The 19874-nt window shown below is 52.4% G+C and carries 14 protein-coding genes; 10 read left to right on the plus strand and 4 right to left on the minus strand.

Annotated features, from left to right (window positions below; genetic code table 11):
• The first annotated feature begins 57 nt into the window (after positions 1-57).
• The 5 genes from fusA to SH302x_RS22310 all read left to right on the plus strand — a co-directional run bounded on the left by fusA (position 58) and on the right by SH302x_RS22310 (position 7878).
• Entirely contained in the window at positions 58-2154 is a 2097-nt protein-coding gene (fusA, locus tag SH302x_RS22290) for an elongation factor G (RefSeq protein ID WP_479364954.1), read from the plus strand.
• A 204-nt stretch (positions 2155-2358) separates the two neighbouring features.
• Entirely contained in the window at positions 2359-3216 is an 858-nt protein-coding gene (locus SH302x_RS22295; RefSeq protein ID WP_479364955.1) for a hypothetical protein, read from the plus strand.
• Positions 3217-3235: 19 nt separating this feature from the next.
• Positions 3236-3463 (plus strand): FmdB family zinc ribbon protein, encoded by a 228-nt coding sequence (locus SH302x_RS22300; RefSeq protein ID WP_479364956.1) that lies wholly within the window; start codon positions 3236-3238, stop codon positions 3461-3463.
• Between the two features lie 81 nt (positions 3464-3544).
• Positions 3545-6115: a hypothetical protein gene (locus SH302x_RS22305; protein ID WP_479364957.1), complete on the plus strand. Its 2571-nt coding sequence runs from the start codon at positions 3545-3547 to the stop codon at positions 6113-6115.
• A 218-nt stretch (positions 6116-6333) separates the two neighbouring features.
• The gene (locus SH302x_RS22310; RefSeq protein ID WP_479364959.1) at positions 6334-7878 is read left to right on the plus strand and encodes an MraY family glycosyltransferase; all 1545 of its coding nucleotides are present in this window, start codon (positions 6334-6336) and stop codon (positions 7876-7878) included.
• Between the two features lie 30 nt (positions 7879-7908).
• Here the strand turns inward: SH302x_RS22310 and SH302x_RS22315 are convergent, their stop codons facing one another.
• From SH302x_RS22315 to SH302x_RS22330, 4 genes are read right to left on the minus strand one after another with little or no spacing between them, the layout of a single operon-like run.
• Positions 7909-8814 (minus strand): dihydrodipicolinate synthase family protein, encoded by a 906-nt coding sequence (locus SH302x_RS22315; protein ID WP_479364961.1) that lies wholly within the window; start codon positions 8812-8814, stop codon positions 7909-7911.
• Positions 8804-10096 carry an MFS transporter gene (locus SH302x_RS22320; RefSeq protein WP_479364962.1) on the minus strand — a complete coding sequence of 431 codons (1293 nt, stop codon included), beginning with the start codon at positions 10094-10096 and terminating at the stop codon, positions 8804-8806. Before SH302x_RS22320 ends, SH302x_RS22315 begins: the two co-directional genes overlap by 11 nt.
• 30 nt (positions 10097-10126) lie before the next feature.
• Entirely contained in the window at positions 10127-11512 is a 1386-nt protein-coding gene (locus tag SH302x_RS22325; protein WP_479364963.1) for a DUF1501 domain-containing protein, read from the minus strand.
• Positions 11513-11566: 54 nt separating this feature from the next.
• On the minus strand, positions 11567-14044 hold the full coding sequence (locus tag SH302x_RS22330; protein WP_479364964.1) for a DUF1549 and DUF1553 domain-containing protein: 2478 nt from the start codon (positions 14042-14044) through the stop codon (positions 11567-11569).
• A gap of 276 nt (positions 14045-14320) precedes the next feature.
• Here SH302x_RS22330 and SH302x_RS22335 point away from each other — a divergent pair, with 276 nt between their 5' ends.
• The 5 genes from SH302x_RS22335 to SH302x_RS22355 all read left to right on the plus strand — a co-directional run bounded on the left by SH302x_RS22335 (position 14321) and on the right by SH302x_RS22355 (position 19871).
• Positions 14321-15784, plus strand: a complete 1464-nt coding sequence (locus SH302x_RS22335) for a c-type cytochrome domain-containing protein (protein ID WP_479364965.1) — start codon at positions 14321-14323, stop codon at positions 15782-15784.
• Between the two features lie 272 nt (positions 15785-16056).
• The gene (locus tag SH302x_RS22340; protein WP_479364966.1) at positions 16057-16878 is read left to right on the plus strand and encodes a glycosyltransferase family 2 protein; all 822 of its coding nucleotides are present in this window, start codon (positions 16057-16059) and stop codon (positions 16876-16878) included.
• Between the two features lie 34 nt (positions 16879-16912).
• Positions 16913-18148, plus strand: a complete 1236-nt coding sequence (locus tag SH302x_RS22345; protein ID WP_479364967.1) for a DegT/DnrJ/EryC1/StrS family aminotransferase — start codon at positions 16913-16915, stop codon at positions 18146-18148.
• 89 nt (positions 18149-18237) lie between these two features.
• Positions 18238-19248: a Gfo/Idh/MocA family protein gene (locus SH302x_RS22350; protein ID WP_479364968.1), complete on the plus strand. Its 1011-nt coding sequence runs from the start codon at positions 18238-18240 to the stop codon at positions 19246-19248.
• Positions 19245-19871 (plus strand): acyltransferase, encoded by a 627-nt coding sequence (locus SH302x_RS22355; RefSeq protein WP_479364969.1) that lies wholly within the window; start codon positions 19245-19247, stop codon positions 19869-19871. The genes SH302x_RS22350 and SH302x_RS22355 overlap by 4 nt, the downstream gene beginning before the upstream one ends.
• The last annotated feature ends 3 nt before the right edge of the window (positions 19872-19874 follow it).

Below are 19874 nucleotides of genomic sequence, written 5' to 3' on the forward strand. Positions count from 1 at the left end.
CGGCACAATGGATTTTGCCAATTTTTACAGGACGCGGAGTCACATCCAGAGTTTTTCATGGCACGAGATCTACGAAGTTTACGAAATATCGGCATCATCGCACACATCGATGCGGGCAAAACGACCGTCACCGAGCAAATGCTGTACATGAGCGGTACCAAGCATCGAGCGGGGGCAGTCGATTCGGGGACGACCGAGACCGATGACGATCCAGAAGAACAACAACGCGGCATTACGATCTTTGCCGCTTGCGTGACCTTCCGCTGGAAAGAATGCCAAATCAACTTGCTCGACACGCCTGGCCACGTCGATTTTACAGCCGAGGTCGAACGGTGCCTACGCGTACTGGATGGTGCAGTTGTCGTCTTCAGCGCTCGCGAAGGAGTGGAAGCTCAAAGCGAAACCGTCTGGCGTCAAGCGAACAAGTACAATGTTCCACGATTGGTCTTTATCAACAAGTTAGATCGTGAGGGAGCCGACTTCTACCGAGTGTTGGAGGAGATCGGCCCTCGGCTGCACGCCAATCCCGTGCCGATTCAAATTCCTGTCGGAATGGGGCCTGCTCATACCAGCGAACCTTTTCGGGGCGTGATCGACTTGGTGCAGATGAAGTACATGACTTTCGATGCGGAAGACAAAGGCAAGACGATCGTCGTGCAAGACATACCCGCCGAACTGCAAGACGATGCCGACGTCTGGCGTGCGGAAATGTTAGAGAAGCTTTATCCGCATGACGACCAGTTAATGGAACTTGCGATGAACGAGCAAGAAATCTCCACGTCACAGATCTATCAGGTTTTGCGTTCGGCAACTATTGCCATGAAAATTCAGCCTGTCGTATGTGGTTCTGCATTACACGGTGCGGGTGTGCAACCGTTGCTTGACGCCGTCAATGCATTTCTACCCAGTCCGTTGGACCGCCCCCCCGTCGAAGGCGTCGATCCGAAGAAACGCGATAAAGTATTAGTTCGCAGCCCAAGCACGGACGAGCCGGTCTGTGCGCTGGTCTTTAAAATCCTGCCTGCCAAAACGGGCGACTTATATTGGATTCGCATGTACTCTGGACGGTTGGATTCCAACTCCCGATTACTCAATCCAAACCGCGACAAGAAAGAGAACGTCGCTCAATTGTGGCAAATCCACGCTACCAAAAAAGAGCGACAGGGACAAATTCAGGCGTTGGAGGCTGGTGATATTGCTTGTGCTGTAGGCCCGCGCGATTCCATCACCGGCGACACTCTGTGCGATACGCGCAGCCCCATCGAGCTGCCTTCGATACAGTTCGCGCAAACCGTTTTGTCGATGGCCATTGAGCCAGAAAATACGACCGAACGAAAGAAGCTGGCCGAGGTGCTAGAGATGCTGAAACGCCAAGATCCAACTTTCAAAGCGGTCGAGAATGAAGAGTCCGGCCAAACGTTGATCAGCGGAATGGGCGAACTGCATCTGGAAGTGATCAAGAACCGATTGACGCGTGATTTTCATCTGAATGTGAAATTCTATAAACCACGCGTCAGCTATCGCGAGACGATCGAGCGTGCTGCAGAAGTGACCGGTCAGTGCAATCGCATGGTGGGTGGCAACCAGATGTTCGCTCGATTAACACTTCGCGTGGAACCGCTGGAAGATCCTTCCAAACCCATCATAGTACTTGACCGTATGCCGCCGGAAAAAATGCTGCCAGAGAACCTGCGGCAATCGGTGTTGGAAGAACTGCGCAACCGCGCCGATGGGGGTGGCATGATCGGATCGTTCCCGTTGACAGGTTTCCGTATCAGCTTGCTAGCAGCCGAACTTGCAGAAACCGGTTCGGACGAAGTCGCGTTTCGTATCGCAGCCAACGACGCCTTTGATCAGGGCTTACAAGACGGCCAGCCCGCTTTGCTGGAACCGGTGATGCGCCTAGAGATCATGACGCCCGACGAATATATGGGTGAAATTGTTGGCGATTTGCAGCAACGTCGCGCGTTGATCGAAAAGACGGACAATCGCGGAGCGGCAACCATGATCGTTGCTCATGCCCCGCTCAAAGAATTGTTTGGTTACTCCAGTGCAATTCGATCGTTGAGCCAAGGGCGTGCGTCGTGCTCGATGGAACCCTATGGTTACCAGCAAGCTCCAAGGGAAGATGGGGAAGCATTCGCCATGAGCTAACCGATAGCGGCGAACTGCAAGAAATTTTGTGAGCCAGCTCATTTCAATCTGCTTGTCAGTTGTATTGCGGCTCATTGGTAACGACAATAAGTAAACTTTGTGGATGGCTGCCTAAGCCATCGAACTAACTATGCGACTCCTCATTTACGATTGCTTGGATTAGAGAATATGCCGATTGCTGTACGTTGCAAATGTGGTCACGCGATGAACGTCCCTGATTCAGCGGCGGGGAAGACGGGCAAGTGCCCAAAATGCCAGCAACCAATTCGCGTACCGGCGGGACCAGCCAAGCAATCAGGGCCGACAGCGAAAGCTCCGGGAGCGGCGGCTCCGGCAGCCAAACCCGCGCGACCAGCGGCCGGTCCAGCCTCCGTATCTGCCTCCACTCCGGCGGCGTCTTCCAAGATGGATGCGTTGTTCAAGGATGCTGGATTCGGCGTCCAGAAAGGCCCCACATGCCCTTCTTGCGGCGATCCGCTAGCTCCCAATTCTGCGATCTGCATCAGTTGCGGATTTCACTTGGAGAAAGGCGAACGTATCGAAGGCTACGTCACGACGAAGAAGGCCGCTGAATTCGACAACTTGTATTTGGAGGAGGCGTCGCAAAACATCGCCCGAGACCAAGAAGCCGAACAACGCGTTGCCTTTGCAGGGGCTCCGTGGTGGGTTTCACTGGGCACGTTGTTGGGCCTTTGCATCATCATTTTTGCGGGAGTGCAAAAAGTCCAGGCCAGTTCAACGCAGACTTATTCCCCCAAAGGATCGATTCTATATGCGTTCCAAGCCATGCCCTTCGTAACGCTTCTGCCCTTCGTCGGAGTGTTGGTATCTACCATGGTTTTTACGATGTCGCTGCTGGCTCTTGCAGCAAGCGCCTTGAAAGAGTCTGCCGGTAAAATGTTTATGATTTTGTTCATCCCGTTGTATTCTCACTATTACGCGATCACCAACCGCCAACGCTTGCAACCCACCGCCAGCATTCACCTTATATGGACGGTGTTGCTGATCGTGTTTTGGGCTTGGTTTCTTGGCAATCGTGGCTACAAATTTTTTGCTGCATAAGATTAAAGGAGTTATCACTGTGCCGATCTATGAATATCACTGCAAGAGTTGCGAAGCGAATGTTGAAGTTTTGGTTCGCAACTTAGATGAGAAAGCAATCTGCCCCGAATGTGGTTCCACAAAGCTAAGTAGGCTGCTGAGTGTCATTGCCAAAGGCCCGGCCAGTTCAGAATCTTCGAACGCTTGCGAAATCCCAATGGGATGCAGTTTGCCGCAATGCGGAATGGGTGGCTGTGGGATGCAGTAAGAGCGGCCGGTTCTCTGTGGGCGCACAAGACGTGCCGAAATCCGTGTTATAATGCAGTCGCCTTTCTCCGAAGGAATAGAGATGATACGACTGAACGTGACACCAAAAATAATCGCCGTCATTGCACTGTGCTCGATCTTGCTTTCACCGGGCTGTCGAAAAAAAGACACTGACAAAACGGTCGACAAGCAACCTAAAGATCGCATCACGGCCAATCCGATGCGAATCCTGCCCGCTTCCAGCGTTGGCAATCGCTCGTTTGCCAAAACAGATCACTGGGCGCAAACGCGGCAAAGCGTGGCGGCAAACACCGGCGACGAAAGTATCGTGCTGAACTATCGCGCCGTATCCGCCAAAAACGAAACTTCGAACACGGTCTTCTCCCGATCCATTGCCATTGCGCGTGGACAGCGGAAAAGCGTTGAACAGTCGATCTACTTGCCCAGCCGGTTGAGTAGCCAAGTCGATACGGGGCTTGGATTTCGCAATTCGGTCCTCATCGAAGCGGAACTGAACGACCGACGACTCGGGAATCTGCTGGGCATGCAAAACGAGCGTGTCACTTTGATGGATGATTATCAAACGAAGTTTGTCATTCTAGCCAACAACGTTGACACACAGAATTTCTGGTTGCAATCGAATGTCGTAAGATGGCCCAAAGGTATTACCAGTTTCAGCAACATCCAGCCTTTCGTGTGTGTCCCCATCAATCGCCAAGACTTGCGAGAGAACTTTCCTACTAGCTTCTATGGCCTATCCTTTACGTCTACGATCTACTGGAATGACATTCCGGCAGATGACCTTAGCCGTGAACAACAAACGGCCATTTTGGACTGGCTACACTATGGCGGACGACTGATAGTCAACGGTCCCAACACCATCGCGGGCTTAGCCAACTCTTTCCTGTCACCTTATCTTCCCCTGGAGAATTTAAAGAACTCCAGCGACAATATAGACGCGTTAGCCGATCGACTTAACGCCTTCACGCTAGAGCCCGTCAATGATTTCGGCGACTATGGTGACCAGTTCAATCGCAGTAATTCAACAACCTTACCCTACGCGCCTCAGTTGCCATTTCCCGCAGGCAGCGGCGGCAACCAGGCTGCCGCGAACAAGGAACCGCGTCCAGAGCCAAGCTTGATTTCCACGCTGGATCGCAATGCAATTTCATCGAATCTTTGCTCCGCAACGCTGCGTCCTAACGCGAGTTGGGTGCCTGACTGCGGAGGCCTCTTGGCCGAAACCCAAGTAGGCAGCGGGCGCATTTGTATGTCGACCTTTGACCTCTCGGGCGAAGTGCTGACCAAATGGAAGAGCTATGGGAATTTCTTGCATGTTGCCGCGTTTCGCTTGCCTGCACGCAAGTGGATGGGCAATGCCAACGATGAGTCTTATGCTTTTGTGGGTGACTACGAATCGCAAGAGCTATCGGTGCATAGCTACTCCAATCTCAGCCGTTTGGCGAATACCTTCACGCCACAGAAGTTTATTGATCGATCTGATCGAGATGCACATCGGCGGAGCAGCGAACAGTCGTCGCTGCGGACTTTACCCAAGCCCAGCAGCGATGCGGGTTGGCATGACAACTCGCACTTTAGTCGATTGGCCTTGGGTAGCCTGCAGGACACTTCCGGAATCAAAGTTCCGCCGGTTGACTATCTGACTCGAATCCTAGGCGTCTACTTGTTGGTTCTAGTGCCAGCCAACTGGATCGTGTTTCGCATGCTCAAGCGTTTGGAGTGGGCGTGGTTCTCAATTCCACTGATTGCAATCGGCGGAGCGATCGTTATCGCGAATTTACTGCAAATCGAAATCGGATTTGCGCGCAGCCAAAACTCGATCGCACTTTTGGAACTGAAGAACGGCTACCCTCGCGCACCGCTGGCGAGGTATTCCTCGATCTATACGTCGCTGTCCAGTCCCTTTTCGCTGTCGATCGCGGAAAACAAAGGCTATGTCTTGCCGGTTTCCACCAGTAACTCCCGCGGCCTGGATCAAGCCCCGGTGACGTATCGTTCATTTGACGACGCGGGGTCTGGATTGCGGGGGTTACCGATCCGCTCGCACACCTCGTCCATCTTCCACAGCGACGAAATTGTTGATTTAGGAGGCAGCGTCGTCTTCGAATCCGTGGGCCAACCGGCGGTGCAGAAATTGACCAACGGTACCTTCGTGCAACTGCGAGATTTGATTCGTGTCCAACGAGAGGGGGGGGAGACGAACTTTTTCTGGATTGGCAGTTTGCCCGCTGGCAGCCAAGCGGACCTGAGCGATCTAGAAGCAATGGATTTAGCGAGCGTCTCTCGTATGCTTCGAACCTCGGTCATCACCCAAGACAACCAACCGGCTGATGTGAAAGCGGAGAACGCTTCGCGAAATGCACGGAAACAAGACGCGGTCGTCCAGGCGATTTTGAATACAATTGGCTCGTTCTCCAACGGCGGAGAAAACGACATTATCATCGGCTGGACGGAAAGCATCTTGTCCAAGTTGGAGATTTCACCGCAGCCCTCTCAGCGAGATGAGCAAACTTTGGTCTGCTTTGCGATGCCCAAAAAGTCCTTCTCGGAGATTGAAAAGGACGCCAGTTTACCGCCTAAGAACCTGATACAGTATGAGGAAGAAGTCGATTATTTCGATCCTGAGGAATAGTCTGCCCGTATCTCTTGCGTGGTAGGCAAGGTCGTGTGCATTTGGCCGAGTTTAACGGTTATTCACAAACGATTCTTCTCGTGGAATTTACAGTTTGTTGCTTTACTCCCAGGCGGTTCTTGATCAGAATGTTCCATGTAATTCGAGAAACGCTCCTCGCGGGATTTTGATGATCTTTCGAGTAGAGCAACTTTTGAGGACGTTTGGCGAGTTTCTACATGGTTGTTCAGCTTTTGGCTTTAGCCGGTGCTTTTCTAAGTGCGGTGATTCTTACGCCATTGTATCGTAAGCTTTCGTTGCGTCTTGGAATCCTTGATGCACCGGATGCTCATCGGAAGTTGCACCGCGAGCCAGTCGCCTTGTGCGGCGGTCCGGTGATCTTAACCTCGGTCCTACTGGTTTTCGGTGTGGCAGTTTTCTTTGCCGAACAAGTGCAGTGGGCAATGGCGACCAGTTTGCTACCGATAGCTGGCTTGGTCTTTGGTTGCGTGGCGATTGTTGTGTTGGGCTTGTTGGATGATCGTTACGGATTGCGCGGCCGTCAGAAGTTACTCGGCCAAGTCGGCATCGCTTCGGTGATGGTGCTTTGCGGTTACAAGATCACTCAGACCAGCATCTTTGGACTTCCCATTGAGTTTGGTTTAATTTCGTTTGTCATTTCGGTCGGTTGGCTGCTGCTCACGATTAACTCGATTAACCTGATCGACGGAGCGGACGGGTTATGCTGCAGCGTCGGTTGGATTGCATGTGCTGGGTTTGCGGCCATGGCAACGACGCAAGGTCATGGCGTTCAAGCGGCGTTTGCTGCTTCGGTCGCTGGAGCTTTGCTCGGCTTCCTGGTCTATAACTTTCCGCCCGCCAAGGTCTTTCTTGGTGATTCAGGATCGATGCTGATCGGCTTGGTCTTGGGGGCCTTAGCCATTCGAACTTCGCTCAAATCGCCAACGGCTGTTTCGATGTTCGGTGCGATTGCCATCCTAGCTTTGCCAATCTTCGATTCCTCGATGGCTATCGTGCGACGAAAGTTGACAGGTCGTAGTATCTTTAGCACTGATCGCGGTCACTTGCATCATTCATTGATCACCAAGGGGTTCGCTCAAAGTCGTCTTGTGATCATCGTCAGCTTGCTCAGCGGCGTTTTGGCCTTTGGAGCTTTCCTGTCTTCCGCTCTCAACAACGAATTTCTGGCACTGATATCCGTAATGGTAGTGCTGGGTTGTTTGGTTGCCAGCCGTTTATTCGGTCACTCGGAATTGAGATTACTGACCAATCGATTGACCCATTTCGGTTCGTCTTTATTGCCACGCTTGAATGGTGATAAAGCGGGGCAATTGCATTGTCGACTGCAAGGTGAACGTAGTTGGGAGACGATCTGGGACTCCTTGGTAGAATTTGCCGACAAACACGACCTTAGCCGGGTTTGCTTGGACCTGAATGTGCCTTGGTTGCATGAAGGCTATCATGCATGTTGGAACCGCGAGAAAAGCCCCGAAGAGTCAAAACGCTGGAAGATGGTAATGCCTGTGTTCGCTGATGCACGGCCATTGGGACGCATTGAAGTTGTCGGTGCAGCGGATGCCAGTACGTCGACAGTGGTCTTGGAAGCGTTGTCAATTTTGGTTGAGAGCATCCAAGCCGAGATTCATTGTGTCGTCCATGGCTTGGAATCGGATCGACAAATCGCGATCCCTGTACATGCCGAAGAGGAATTGGAAGTAGTCAGCATCCATGAACCGCAGCCTATTCTTGGCACGGCCTCATAGTTCGACGTTCCATTTGGCTGAAGAATTCTCTCAGGTTTCAATCGACAGTGCGTTTTTTAGCTCTGTCCCAATTTCTGCTTGCTGCGCCGCGGTCAGTTTTGCCAAAGGTAGCCGTGGATTGCCCACGTGGACTCCCCGCAACTCCATCACCCATTTGGATGTGGCCATATAGCCGTATCGACAAAGCAAACGCACCAGATGAATTCCTTGCCGCTGCAATTGTCGAGCTTGTGGCAAGTCATTATTTTGGAAACTAGTCATCAATCGTTGGTAAAGTGGCCCAGCAAAATTGTAGCCGCTGCCGACGGCTCCCCGCACCCCGAAGCTCATGGCGGCGAGCAGCAACTCATCAACGCCATAGAGTACATTGAACTGGCCCTTTCCGATCGCTAGGCAGTCTTGCAGACCAACCAAATCGGAATTGGTGTATTTGATTCCCACTAGATTAGGAATGCTGTGCGATGCGTGCTGCAGCAATTCGGCCGCAGGTACTTGTAGCCCTGTAAAACTGGGAATGTCGTAATAGTAGAACGCCAGTTTCGGCACCGCACTAGCGAGCTGGCGAACCGTATCGACCAACGCGTCCACATGCGGTGGCTTGAAATAGCTAGGCGCAACAGCGGCGATGGTTCTGGCCCCCAACTGCTCGGCGTGCCTCGCCAGATCGATGGAATCTCGCAGGCAGTTCGCTCCTACATGCACGATGACTTGGAAGTCGGACCCACGAGTTACTTGGAACCAACGCTCGGCGACAGCCTTGCGCTCTTGGACTGTCATGGACATGCATTCGCCGGTCGTACCACACACAAACGACTGGCCGATTCCATCTTTAACCAATAGTTCGAATTGGTTTTCGATCACCTCCAAATTGACATCCCCACGATCGTCAAAAGGTGTGTGTGTCGCAGCGACTAGCCCGGTTATTTTAGAGTTCACTGTCCTGTTCCTTGTTGCTGAGAGTCAGTTCGTTGCGCGGCTGGATCATAAGTACCAGAATGATCGATATAAATGCGATGCCTGCGAACATGCCAAAGGTTACATTCAAAGGCACTTTGCGATCCGACAAAATGCCGAATCCCCAATCGGCGACGCCCCCAAAGCTGATACTAACAAAGTTCATGATGCCATACCCGGTCGCTCGCCATTGCGGCGTCACAATCTGTGACAAAATCGGCATGTTGTTGCTATCAAAGAATCCCCACCCAACGCCAAAGCCGATTAGATACAAAACCGCGATGGTTAGTGAGCTGGAGTTTCCCACCCCCATCAATGCCGGGATAAGCAAAGCCATTCCTAGCGCGCTTACGTAGATGCGTCCTCGATTCGTCCTTCGCGCCCATCGATCCGCCAGCCATCCGCCAGCAAAGGCTCCACACAGCGCAGCCACGTTCACGTACAACGTCGCCGATACGCCAGCCATACCTTGGCCAATACTGAATCGTTCCTTTAAGATCGAAGGCATCCAATCTTTCACGACCCAGCCAGCGATCGCTGGCAATGTGAAGCAGCAGACCAAGAGGATGAACGATCGATTAAAGATCAACTCATTCATGAAATCGGACCAACCTGCTTTGCCGCTCAACAGCGAAGCTTTACGATCAGCGACTTGCTGCGGCGACTCACGTAAGAACCACGGTAACAACACCGCATAGGCGATTCCAATCAGTCCTGCCAAGGTGAACGCCATCCGCCATCCAAAGTTATCTGCATCTGCGGCATAGCCACCAAAGCCGCCTAAGATTATGCCGAAATAGATCGCGGTTTGATGCAGCCCAATCGCTTTGGATCGCGTCGCCGGGAGATGGTGGTCGGCAATCAACGCCAAGGCCGCAGGGATATAGAATGCTTCACTCACACCCATGAGAGCCCGGGTCCAAAGTAGCGAAGAATAGCTCGTCACTTCACCAGTCATCCATGTCACGACTGACCAGCAAAACAAGCTGGCGGTAATCGTCCATCGTTTGCTGAACCGGTCTGCGATCAAGCCACCTAGCGGGCTAAGGAAGGCGTAAACCCACTTGAATTGGCTGAGCATAAAGCCCCAGTTCGCATCGGTCTGTATATCCGAGATATCTTGCATCACGGAATACTTCATCGACGCGAGCATCTGTCGGTCTAAGTAGTTTAGCATGGCGACAGGCCACAACAGCAAGACGATCAGCCAAGCGAGTTTCATAGAAGGCAGCGTTTCATTCCGGCGTTGGATTGCTGACTGCATGGGCAGCAAAAATGAATAGGTCCGCAAGCGTCAGCTAAAGATTTCTCGGATAGGATTGCCGCTGGAAATTGGCAGCGGTCGACCCTGCGTATCATGAACTTCGCTATCAGGTGGGATGCCCAAAGCCCAGAAGAGCGTGGCTGCAATGTCTTCTGGTCCGACGGGATTGAGCGAAGGAAACGCCCCGCGAGAATCACTTTGCCCATAAATGGCCCCCCCTTGCACTCCGCCACCAGCCATCATCACCGTGTAGCAATCGGGCCAATGTCCGCGACCTTTGCCATCTCGATCGCCGATTTGTGGACCACGACCAAACTCGCCCATCCACAGCACTAATGTATCATCCAAAAGCCCTCGCGATTTCAAATCTTCAATCAACGTCGGCACCGTTACATCTGTTGCGGGCAAGAGTCGTTCGCGCAGGTCTTTGAAATTCTCTTGATGTGTGTCCCAGCCTTGGCTGCCCGCGCCGCCGATTCCTGCAGAAAAGTAAACTGTGACAAATCGTGCGCCAGCTTCCACCAGTCGTCTAGCCAGCAAACAGGACTGGCCATAAGTTGTTCGACCGTACGCATCGCGCAGCAGTGGGTCTTCACGAGTGATATCCAGTGCATCGCGCAGTCCCGGCGAAGTAAGAATGGACATGGCTTGCTCCTGCAACTGGTCCAGCCCTCGCGCTTCCATCGATTGTTCTGTAAGTCGAGCTTGGTCATCGATCAACTTCAGCAGGTCACGCCGACGTTCCAATCTCGCCAAATCGATATTGGCTGGCAGTTGCAATTCAGGCAGTCCAAAGTCATCGGAGTTGGGATCAGCTTGAAAGAAGTAAGGATCAAATCGCTTACCAAGAAAACTCGCATGCTGCCCCGGTGAAATGGCGCCATCGCGCAGGATATGCGGGTAAGCGATAAACGGTGGTACGCCAGAATGGTTGCTCTCCAAGAACTTCGCTGCAGAGGCACCAAAGGCTGGATACAACTCCAGCGTATCACGCAATCGAATGTCGTCTGTGGGCGGTCGCTTTCCTGTCAATGAATAGTAACACGCGGGGTTGTGATTTTTCATGTCGTGATGCACCGAACGCACCTGCGCCCACTGGTCCAGTTGTTGCCCCCAACGCGGCAAGTGTTCGCAAACAGGGACGCCGGGGAGCGATGTCGAGATGGGCTTGAATTCCCCGCGTACACCATCGGGCGCTTCGGGCTTCATATCAAAAGTATCGATATGACTAGGGCCCCCATACTGATGCAAAAAGATGACGCTTTTGGCGCGAGCCCGCAACTTGGTCGCTCCAGTCGGTTCGGCGCGCAGGGTCCGCGCTCCCAAGAGGCCTGCAATCCCCAAAGCACTGACTTCCAGCATGTTCCGACGATACATTAAGCTCTGTCGGAATTCACGGCAACCATTCAACATCATTCCACTCCGCCTTAAATGTCATCAACCCAGCTATCGCAAATCGATTCTCTGTCATCATCGTACCATGATAAACTCTTTGCTATTCATCAGGGACCACAAGACATCCTCCATCGCCAACCTTCGATCAGCGCTTTCCTGCAGATAAGCGGCGATCGTCGTTTTTTCCTCAACCGTGGGGTACCGCGTCAATGCAATCAAGTAGAGTCGGTCGATCGCTACCACAGGCTCAAGCTCGCTATCGTTACAAATCTCGCTAACTGAGTTTTCGCTGGCAGCCAGCTTCTCTCGCAACTCGATCCCATTAAGTAAAGCAAGCGACTGCCCCAAAGAGACTTGATTGGTGCGTTCGCACTCACAGGCTAACAAGCGGTTAGGTTTGCCAAAGGTTGTAAGAAATCCACTTCGCTTGGGAACTCCGGGCATTTCGATAGCCCGACGTACAGGCGCTAAATCATCGCCCTCGCCTCGTGGGCCTCGAAACTGCGAGGGTACGCCAGTGACACTCGAGATCGCATCCAGTAACGTTTCTGCAGGCAAGCGATGAATGGGGTAGCCCGCAAAGTAAGCCGTTGCATTGAGCGATTGTTCGTCTTCAATGTCACTGACGCTCTCTCGCGCAAAGGTCTCACTGGTCAAGATCAATCGTGCCAAGGCCCGCACCGAGTATTGATGGCGGTGCAACTCATCCGCGAGGTAATCGAGCAGCAATGGATTGCTGGGCGGATTGGAATTTCGAAAATCGTCTGGCGGATCAACGATGCCACGCCCAAAGAATTGGGACCAAACCCGATTGGCCATATTGCGATCAAACATCGCGTTGTTATTGGTGAGCCAATCCGAGAGCTTTTCCAGCGGACCGCCCTGCGACTCACTCGCATTGGCGTTGAGTATGTCCTTCATTTGCAGCGGAGCGGCGGCGACCATCTTGGAACGCCCCGGATGCAGAATCTCCGCATTTTTTTCCGCCAGCGAGATGATCTCGTCGCCAGTAATCACATGCTTATCAAGCTCGTCCTTGGGCTTGTTATCGATCTGCTTGCGCTCGATCGTCGTAAAGTACGCGCTTAAGCTGTAATAGTCATCTTGTCGCCAAACATCAAACGGATGGTTATGGCATTTTGCACATTGAATGCGAACGCCTAAGAAAACTTGAGCTGCCGATTCCGCCGCGATAAAGGGATCGCGATGCGTGCGGTGGAATGAGGCGGGCGGATTTTCGTACGTGCTGCCAATCGATGTAATCAACTCGGCTATCATTTCGTTCAAAGGGCGATCTTGCGCCGACTGGTCTCGCAGCCATTCATGAAACTTTGCCGCTCCAACGTCGCTCATCACCTTTTCTTCATTGCGCAGCAAGTCACCCCAACGCAGAGCCCACATCAAATCAAACCCTGGATCGCTCAGCAGTTTATCCACGAGTTGCTCGCGTTTATCGACCGCCACGTCAGCCAAGTATTGCATCGACTCGTCCAACGTTGGCAATCTTCCGATCACAACCAAATAGATGCGTCGCAAGAAGGTACCTTCGTCGGCCAACGGCCTCGCATTCAGATTCAATTGATCTAATTGCTGCTGAACGAATTGGTCGATAGGGTTTGCCAACTCAACCGTCGATTCTGGCCCTGTGGTAGGCTCGCCCAAAAAAGCGATCCTGGCCGCAGAGCGACCGTCAAGGTACGAAACATTCAAAGCGACATCCATCGGCTTGACGGCCTCAACGATTCCGTCCTGATCCACTGTAATTCCGGATGCTAAACTGGGCTCAATTCTCGACCACCGCGTGACATCGCGGGTTGAGCCATCTTCGAAAGTGGCCAGTACCATTAGCTTCGCGCGTTTGTGAGGATGCGCAATTCGCATTTCCTTTGGAAAGACTTCTAACGTTTTCAGTTTTGACGATTCGACCCAATCAGCTCCATTGCGAATCCACCGCAGAACCCTTTCATACTCCGGTGAATCGGCACTGAATCGTTGGCCGCCTTGGTGTGCGATTTGATTGGTGGCCTTCTTCAATAGCAAACTGTTCTCGGGCTCAAACAGATCGATACGTCGCCCCGCGTACTCCGTCGCGATACGATCGTAATCAAACGCGGGGTCATCGCCGCGCAGGCTCAACCGAAAACCTCCCTTGCCATGCAAGTTCCCATGGCAAGCGCCTAGATTGCATCCAGACTTGCTCAAGATGGCGCTGATCTCACGATCAAAACTGAACGTCATGTCTGCTTGAGCGACTATCGGCCTCGAGGATTTGTCGTCACCATGTTCTATCGCTATCAGGGTCTCGCCAGTCTGTTGGAACTCCAACTGCTTCGCTGGACTGACGGCCACAACGCTTTGATCTTGGACGACCAGCTTCGGCGCATCGTCTTGTTCTGCCCAATGCATAGATCCATCGGCATGTTGTCGATACGCAGTAATCGTGGCTGGATAATCGAGGCTGGCGACGGCTTGCTTTGGATAAACGATCCAAGCCGCCTCTTGTTTGCCCCCTATCTGTGCTAAGATAGACGAAGCAGCCAGAAGGTTGCTCAAAAGGAAAGCTGCGTGCAGCAGCAAATGCAAGCGGTGTTTGTGGCAGGATGAAAACATGCAGCGTTTGCGATCGTCAAAGTGATGTTCGTTCGTGGGACAGCTTGTGCAGTTCAAGAACGGACGTCGAAAGGCGGGGGCATTGAGGCGGGGCGGATCGGGTCCGTTAGCACTTAACTTGCGAAGCGTGCTGCGCGGCCCCATCGAAAACTATTATATCGGAACGGGTTCACGCCCTGCAATAAGTAGAATCAGGTGTATTGCGGAACTTCTGGCAAAATGATCAAGCATATTTCGGCAACATGGGTTAGTTCCCTATATCTCCTGGGCATAGTGTACATGGTTACTGCCGGTGCGCCAGTTCGAGCTCAAGAGGCCACGGACTTGCCCAACCCGGTCAGCCCCGCTGTCAGCCCGTCGGTCAGCTTCGCTGAAGAAATCGTGCCTATCTTGGTTGCCAAATGCCTCAGTTGTCACGACGAAAAGTCGCAAGAAGGCGGATACTCACTCGTCGATGCGACCAAACTAGCCGTCGCTGGCGACAGTGGCCGGGCACCACTGGCAGGCTCAGATAGCACCAGCGAACTTCTGCGACGACTGACTACCGAAGATGAATCGGAACGCATGCCCGCCGATGCAGATCCTTTGCCGGTTGAAGAACTGCAAAAGTTTCAAGCCTGGATTGCCAGCGGTGCTGCGATCAATGTGCCGCTGAAGCAACCGCTATCGGAAATCGCAGCGATGCTTTCCAAAACAGCAATCCCACCGGATCACTATGTTCATCCTATCCCGATCAGTGCGTTACGCATCGTCCCCGCTTCTAATATGATTGCAGTCGGTGGCTATGGCGAGTTGCTGCTCTTCGATACGCAAGAGTCGACTGTCAAGCAGCGCGTTGGCTTAAAAGGGGCTCGGGTCAGCGACATCGATATCTCAAGCGATGGCAAATTGCTGGTCGCTGCCTCCGGCGCGCCTGGTAGCTTTGGTGTGGTTGAAGCTTTTCTTCAAGCAGACTCGGAATGGAAACATAGCTTTACCATTTATCAACCGGACATACCACTAGATATCGCCATCAGTCTTGATGCTAGATTCACTTTGATTGGCCAATCGACTGGCTCTGTTCAAGTGGTCTCAAATCACGACGCGAAGGTCACTATGGTATTGGACTCCCATGCGGCGGCGATTACCGCTGTCGCTTGGTCGTCTGATGCCGCCAAGTTCTACTCCGCCTCTCGCGATCGATCCGCAAAATCATACAACGCAGCGGACGGACAAGTGCTGGCAAGCTACATCGATCATGAACGCGTGGTGGGAGGGGTAGCGCCTTCACCACAGGGTGCCTTTACCATCGATGAGACGGGGCGGCTTCGCAATTGGAATGAGAATATCAATCCACGTTCCATCTCGCAGTTCGGTGGCTTTGCCACGCGCGTGAATAAACTGCTATTGCGGGACAGTACAGTGCTAATTTTGGAATCAAATTCCGTACGAGCTTTACAGCACGTGTCAGAGCAAATCGATGACGGCGTCGACGAAGAAGGGAAACCTAAGAAAAAACGCGTAAACCGATTTCAAGAAATCGCTTTGTTAAAAGGTCCTCCCGAAGAAAGATTGCTGAGTTTTGATGCGGAACTTCGTCAAGATGACGCACTTATTGTCGCAGGTTCGCATTCGGGAAAAATCGTTTTTTGGAAAGGTTTGAGCTCCACGGAAGCCGAATCGCCCATTGCTCCTTTCCCGTAGCACGCCCCTTTAGGAGCTCAATCCTCCCTTAGGCATGGCTGCGCGGCATACCGATAGCTTTTTTCTATTAGATAGCCTGCATCCATTTGCCCTGAACGTAGCGATTTTGCGGGCGCGCTGGCTCAATTTGTCTCAATACAGGCCGCAGGATTGTTAGAATCGTTTACAAATTCCTCCATCCAATTAATCTAGTTGGGGGAACCAAATGCAAAAGCAGACGTCTAGTTTCCGCTTCATCGATCTGCATCATTCACCATTCGCTAGCTTGGCACGTGTCTAGAACCACACTGCAATTCGATAACTATACAAAGCCGGAATTGAACTCAGTCAATCTCCCCGTCTCGGTCGTCGTTCCTTGCTTTAACGAAGGTGGCACCATCGCTGCTTTGGCCGCGAAGCTCGCAGAAGTCGAATCGAAGTTTTATTCGCGATACCAACTGCAGTTTCTATTGATAGACGACGGTAGCTCCGACTCAACTCATGCAGAATTGATTGAGCACTTTGGTGGTCAAGATGGATTTGTGATTATTCGGCATCGAGAGAACCGCGGTATCGCTGCAGCGATCATGACGGGCATTCATGCTGCCAATACCGAGGCCATCGTTTCGATTGATTCCGACTGCACCTACGATCCAATGCACTTGGATAAGCTAGTTGAACAGCTTACCAATTCAGTGGCCATGGTCACGGCATCCCCTTACCATCCACAAGGCAACGTGGTCGGCGTGCCAAAATGGAGACTCTGGTTATCAAAGCAAGCGTCGCGGCGATATCAAAAAGCGACCGGAGCCAAGCTGCACACGTTTACCAGTTGCTTTCGAGCGTACCGCAAGAGCTTCTTTGAACAAATGGAACTTGAGGAGGGGGGCTTTGTGGGTATTGCAGAAATGCTTTGGCTCACGATTCGTCGCGGTGGTCAAGTCGTCGAGGTACCGGCTGAACTATCCACTCGCAAGTTGGGTTTCTCGAAACTGCGAACCATTCCAGTCATCCGCCAGCACCTATCATTGCTTCGCAGAATCCAACGCACGCCTAGCGCTGGTTCGCTGACTCCGCAAGGCAATTGCTCGAAATCACCTATCAACTCTATTTAATCTTTACTGTTTTGCTTCAACCTGGATTGTCACCATGTCGATCGCTCCTTCTGAAAAAATCTTAACACTCCCCTCCGACCAAGATGCTAGCGGCCGAACATTCGGCCAGGAAGAAATCGAAGCGGTTACCAAAGCGATTCTTTCTGGTACGCTCACGGCGACCAAAGGTGAATTCGCAAAAGAACTCGAGCGTCAATTTGCGCCAATGGTCGACACCCTGTTTGCCCATGCTTGTTCATCCGGTTCTGCCGCAATGCATACCGCTGTCGCTGGTTTGAATTTAGAACCAGGTCAAGAAATCATCACCACGAGCATCACCGATATGGGTGCGCTCACGGCCATCTTGTATCAAGGTATCATTCCTCGATTCGCTGACGTAGATCCGCTGACTTATAACGTCACGGCAGAAACAATCGCGAAATGTATTTCGCCGCGAACTGGCGCGATAGCAGTCACACATTTGTTCGGCAATCCATGCGAGATGAACGCAATTGTGGAGTTGGCTGCCAAACACAATCTGCCAATTATCGAAGACTGCGCGCAAGCGTTCTTAGCTACCCACCATGGAAAACAAGTCGGATCCTTTGGCGCTGTGGGTTGTTTCTCGCTGCAACAGGGGAAACACATCACGACCGGCGAAGGCGGGTTATGTGTGAGCAATGATCCAGATGTTGCCCGACGCATGTATTTGTTCATCAACAAAGCCTGGGGTTATGGAGATGCAAATCCAGATCACTATTTCCTGGCACCCAATTATCGCTTGAACGAACTAACCGCTGCCGTCGCCGTCGCGCAGCTAGAAAAACTGCATGACTCCGTGTCCAACCGCCGACGCGCCGCAGCGCTGATGCACGAACTGATTGCTGATCTCCCGGGCATCCAACTGCCGACCATCCATGCAGGCAATGAACATTCTTATTGGAAGTATTGCGTCAATGTAGACCCCGAGATGATTCCGGGGGGTACGGTTGCGCTTGCGAAAAAGCTAAAGGAACGTGGAGTCTTCTCGGCACCACGGTATATCCAAAAGCCCGCTTTCCAATGCCAGGTCATCCGCGATCAACGGACCTTTGGCGAAAGCCGCTGGCCATTCTCTTTGGCTGATAGCGAAGCGGTCGATTACTCACCTGAACGATTCCCAGGTACCTTCGAGGCCTTGGCCAAGATCCTAGTTCTGCCATGGAACGAAGCCTACACCAGCGAACATGTTACCTATGTGGCCAACGCGATGCGGGAGTCCATTGCTGAACTGCGAAATGCATCAAATTAGTGCCGCAACCCGGCTGCCAAGAGCGTTGATTGATTTCGCTGCTCGGCTACACACGTGACCCATCCATGACGCATCCAGAAGAACACACCATGACGAAACGAATTGCACTTATCGGCGCTGGCGGTATCGCTCAAACGCACTTACAAGTCTTTGACCTGGTACCTCAAGCACAATTGGTTGCCATCGTCGACAGCCGTCCCGAAACTGCACAAGCTACCGCGGAAGCGTATCGCTGTGCAGCCTTCAACGACGTTGACCAACTGCTCAGCGATATGCAGGTTGATGCGGCAATTGTTTGCACGCCTCCATCGACGCACCCTGAGATTTGCGAGAAACTTCTCACGCATAAAGTCCATGTGCTTTGTGAAAAGCCGATGGCTATTAATCGCCCTGCTTGCCAGCGAATGATTGAGGTCGCTGAACAGAATGATTGCGTGCTGACAATGGCTTCGAAGTTTCGATATGTCGACGATCTGGTCTATGTCAAGCAATTGATCGAATCGGGCGTGTTGGGCGAAATCGTTTTGTTTGAGAACACGTTCGCCGGCTTTGTCGATATGTCCAAACGTTGGAATAGCCAGATCGAAATCAGTGGCGGCGGCGTCTTGATCGACAACGGCACACACTCTGTAGATATCGTGCGCTACTTACTAGGCCCCATTACCAAGATCCAAGCTATCGAGGGCCGCAATGCCCAGCATCTTTCGGTCGAAGATACCGTTCGTATCAATGCCATGACCGCCAGCGGGACACTAGCCGCCATCGATCTTTCGTGGAGTCTCAACAAGCAAACGCCTTGGTTCGTTAGTGTCTACGGAACAGCAGGGACAGCCCTGGTTGGTTGGAAGGAATCTAAATACAAACGAACCAGCGATGCCGATTGGACGGTCTTTGGTAGCGGTTATGACAAGCACGCTGCGTTTGCCAACCAACTTCGGAACTTCTTGGGGGCAATTGTTGGTTCTGAAAGCTTGCGAGTCACATCGGTGGATGCGATTGCATCCGTGGTTGCAATTGAAGCAGCGTATTGGTCGATCAAACGGCACGACTGGATCGACTCCAGAACCGATTCGATGATGCCTGCACTTGTGCGACCATGAGCGTCCGAATTCATCCTACGGCAATTATCGAAAACGATGTCATCCTCGGCGATGGAACTTCGGTTTGGGATAACGCCCACATTCGGCATGGTACCGTTATTGGCCAGCAGTGCATCATCGGTGGCAAATCGACGATTGCCTATGGTGTCGTGATCGGCGACCGCTGCAAGATCAATTCAGCAGCTTATCTTTGCCACGGAGTAACTCTCGAAGACGGTGTCATGATCTCCGCAGGAGTTATCTTTACCAATGACCGTTTTCCTAGAGCCGCCAGTCCCGACCTAACACTGCTAGCTTCTAGCGATCCGAACGAACATACGCTGCTAACCAAGGTTCGCTGCGGTGCAACAATCGGCGCGGGATGTATCATAGGCAGCAACCTGACCATTGGCCGATGGGCGATGGTTGGTATGGGTGCAATTGTCACGAAAGATGTTCCCGATTTCCATCTTGTCTATGGCAGTCCGGCTCGCAGTGTGGGAGCGGTCTGCCGTTGCGGTCAACTGTTTGCCAGTTTTACCGCGGATGCCCAGGCCGATAGCATCGAACAAATCAAGCAGTGCCCGCAGTGCCAACGCAGTTACAAGATTAGCCAAATGACCGTAACAGAAGTAGAAGGTTAGGCG

Source organism: Njordella calcicola (assembly GCF_056494125.1).

Coding starts and splice junctions, on each gene's coding strand:
- SH302x_RS22305 (WP_479364957.1), top strand. CDS start 3,545: ATGATACGACTGAACGTGACACCAAAAATAATCGCCGTCATTGCACTG.
- SH302x_RS22355 (WP_479364969.1), top strand. CDS start 19,245: ATGAGCGTCCGAATTCATCCTACGGCAATTATCGAAAACGATGTCATC.
- SH302x_RS22350 (WP_479364968.1), top strand. CDS start 18,238: ATGACGAAACGAATTGCACTTATCGGCGCTGGCGGTATCGCTCAAACG.
- fusA (WP_479364954.1), top strand. CDS start 58: ATGGCACGAGATCTACGAAGTTTACGAAATATCGGCATCATCGCACAC.
- SH302x_RS22310 (WP_479364959.1), top strand. CDS start 6,334: ATGGTTGTTCAGCTTTTGGCTTTAGCCGGTGCTTTTCTAAGTGCGGTG.
- SH302x_RS22295 (WP_479364955.1), top strand. CDS start 2,359: ATGAACGTCCCTGATTCAGCGGCGGGGAAGACGGGCAAGTGCCCAAAA.
- SH302x_RS22320 (WP_479364962.1), bottom strand. CDS start 10,096: ATGCAGTCAGCAATCCAACGCCGGAATGAAACGCTGCCTTCTATGAAA.
- SH302x_RS22335 (WP_479364965.1), top strand. CDS start 14,321: ATGATCAAGCATATTTCGGCAACATGGGTTAGTTCCCTATATCTCCTG.
- SH302x_RS22325 (WP_479364963.1), bottom strand. CDS start 11,512: ATGATGTTGAATGGTTGCCGTGAATTCCGACAGAGCTTAATGTATCGT.
- SH302x_RS22345 (WP_479364967.1), top strand. CDS start 16,913: ATGTCGATCGCTCCTTCTGAAAAAATCTTAACACTCCCCTCCGACCAA.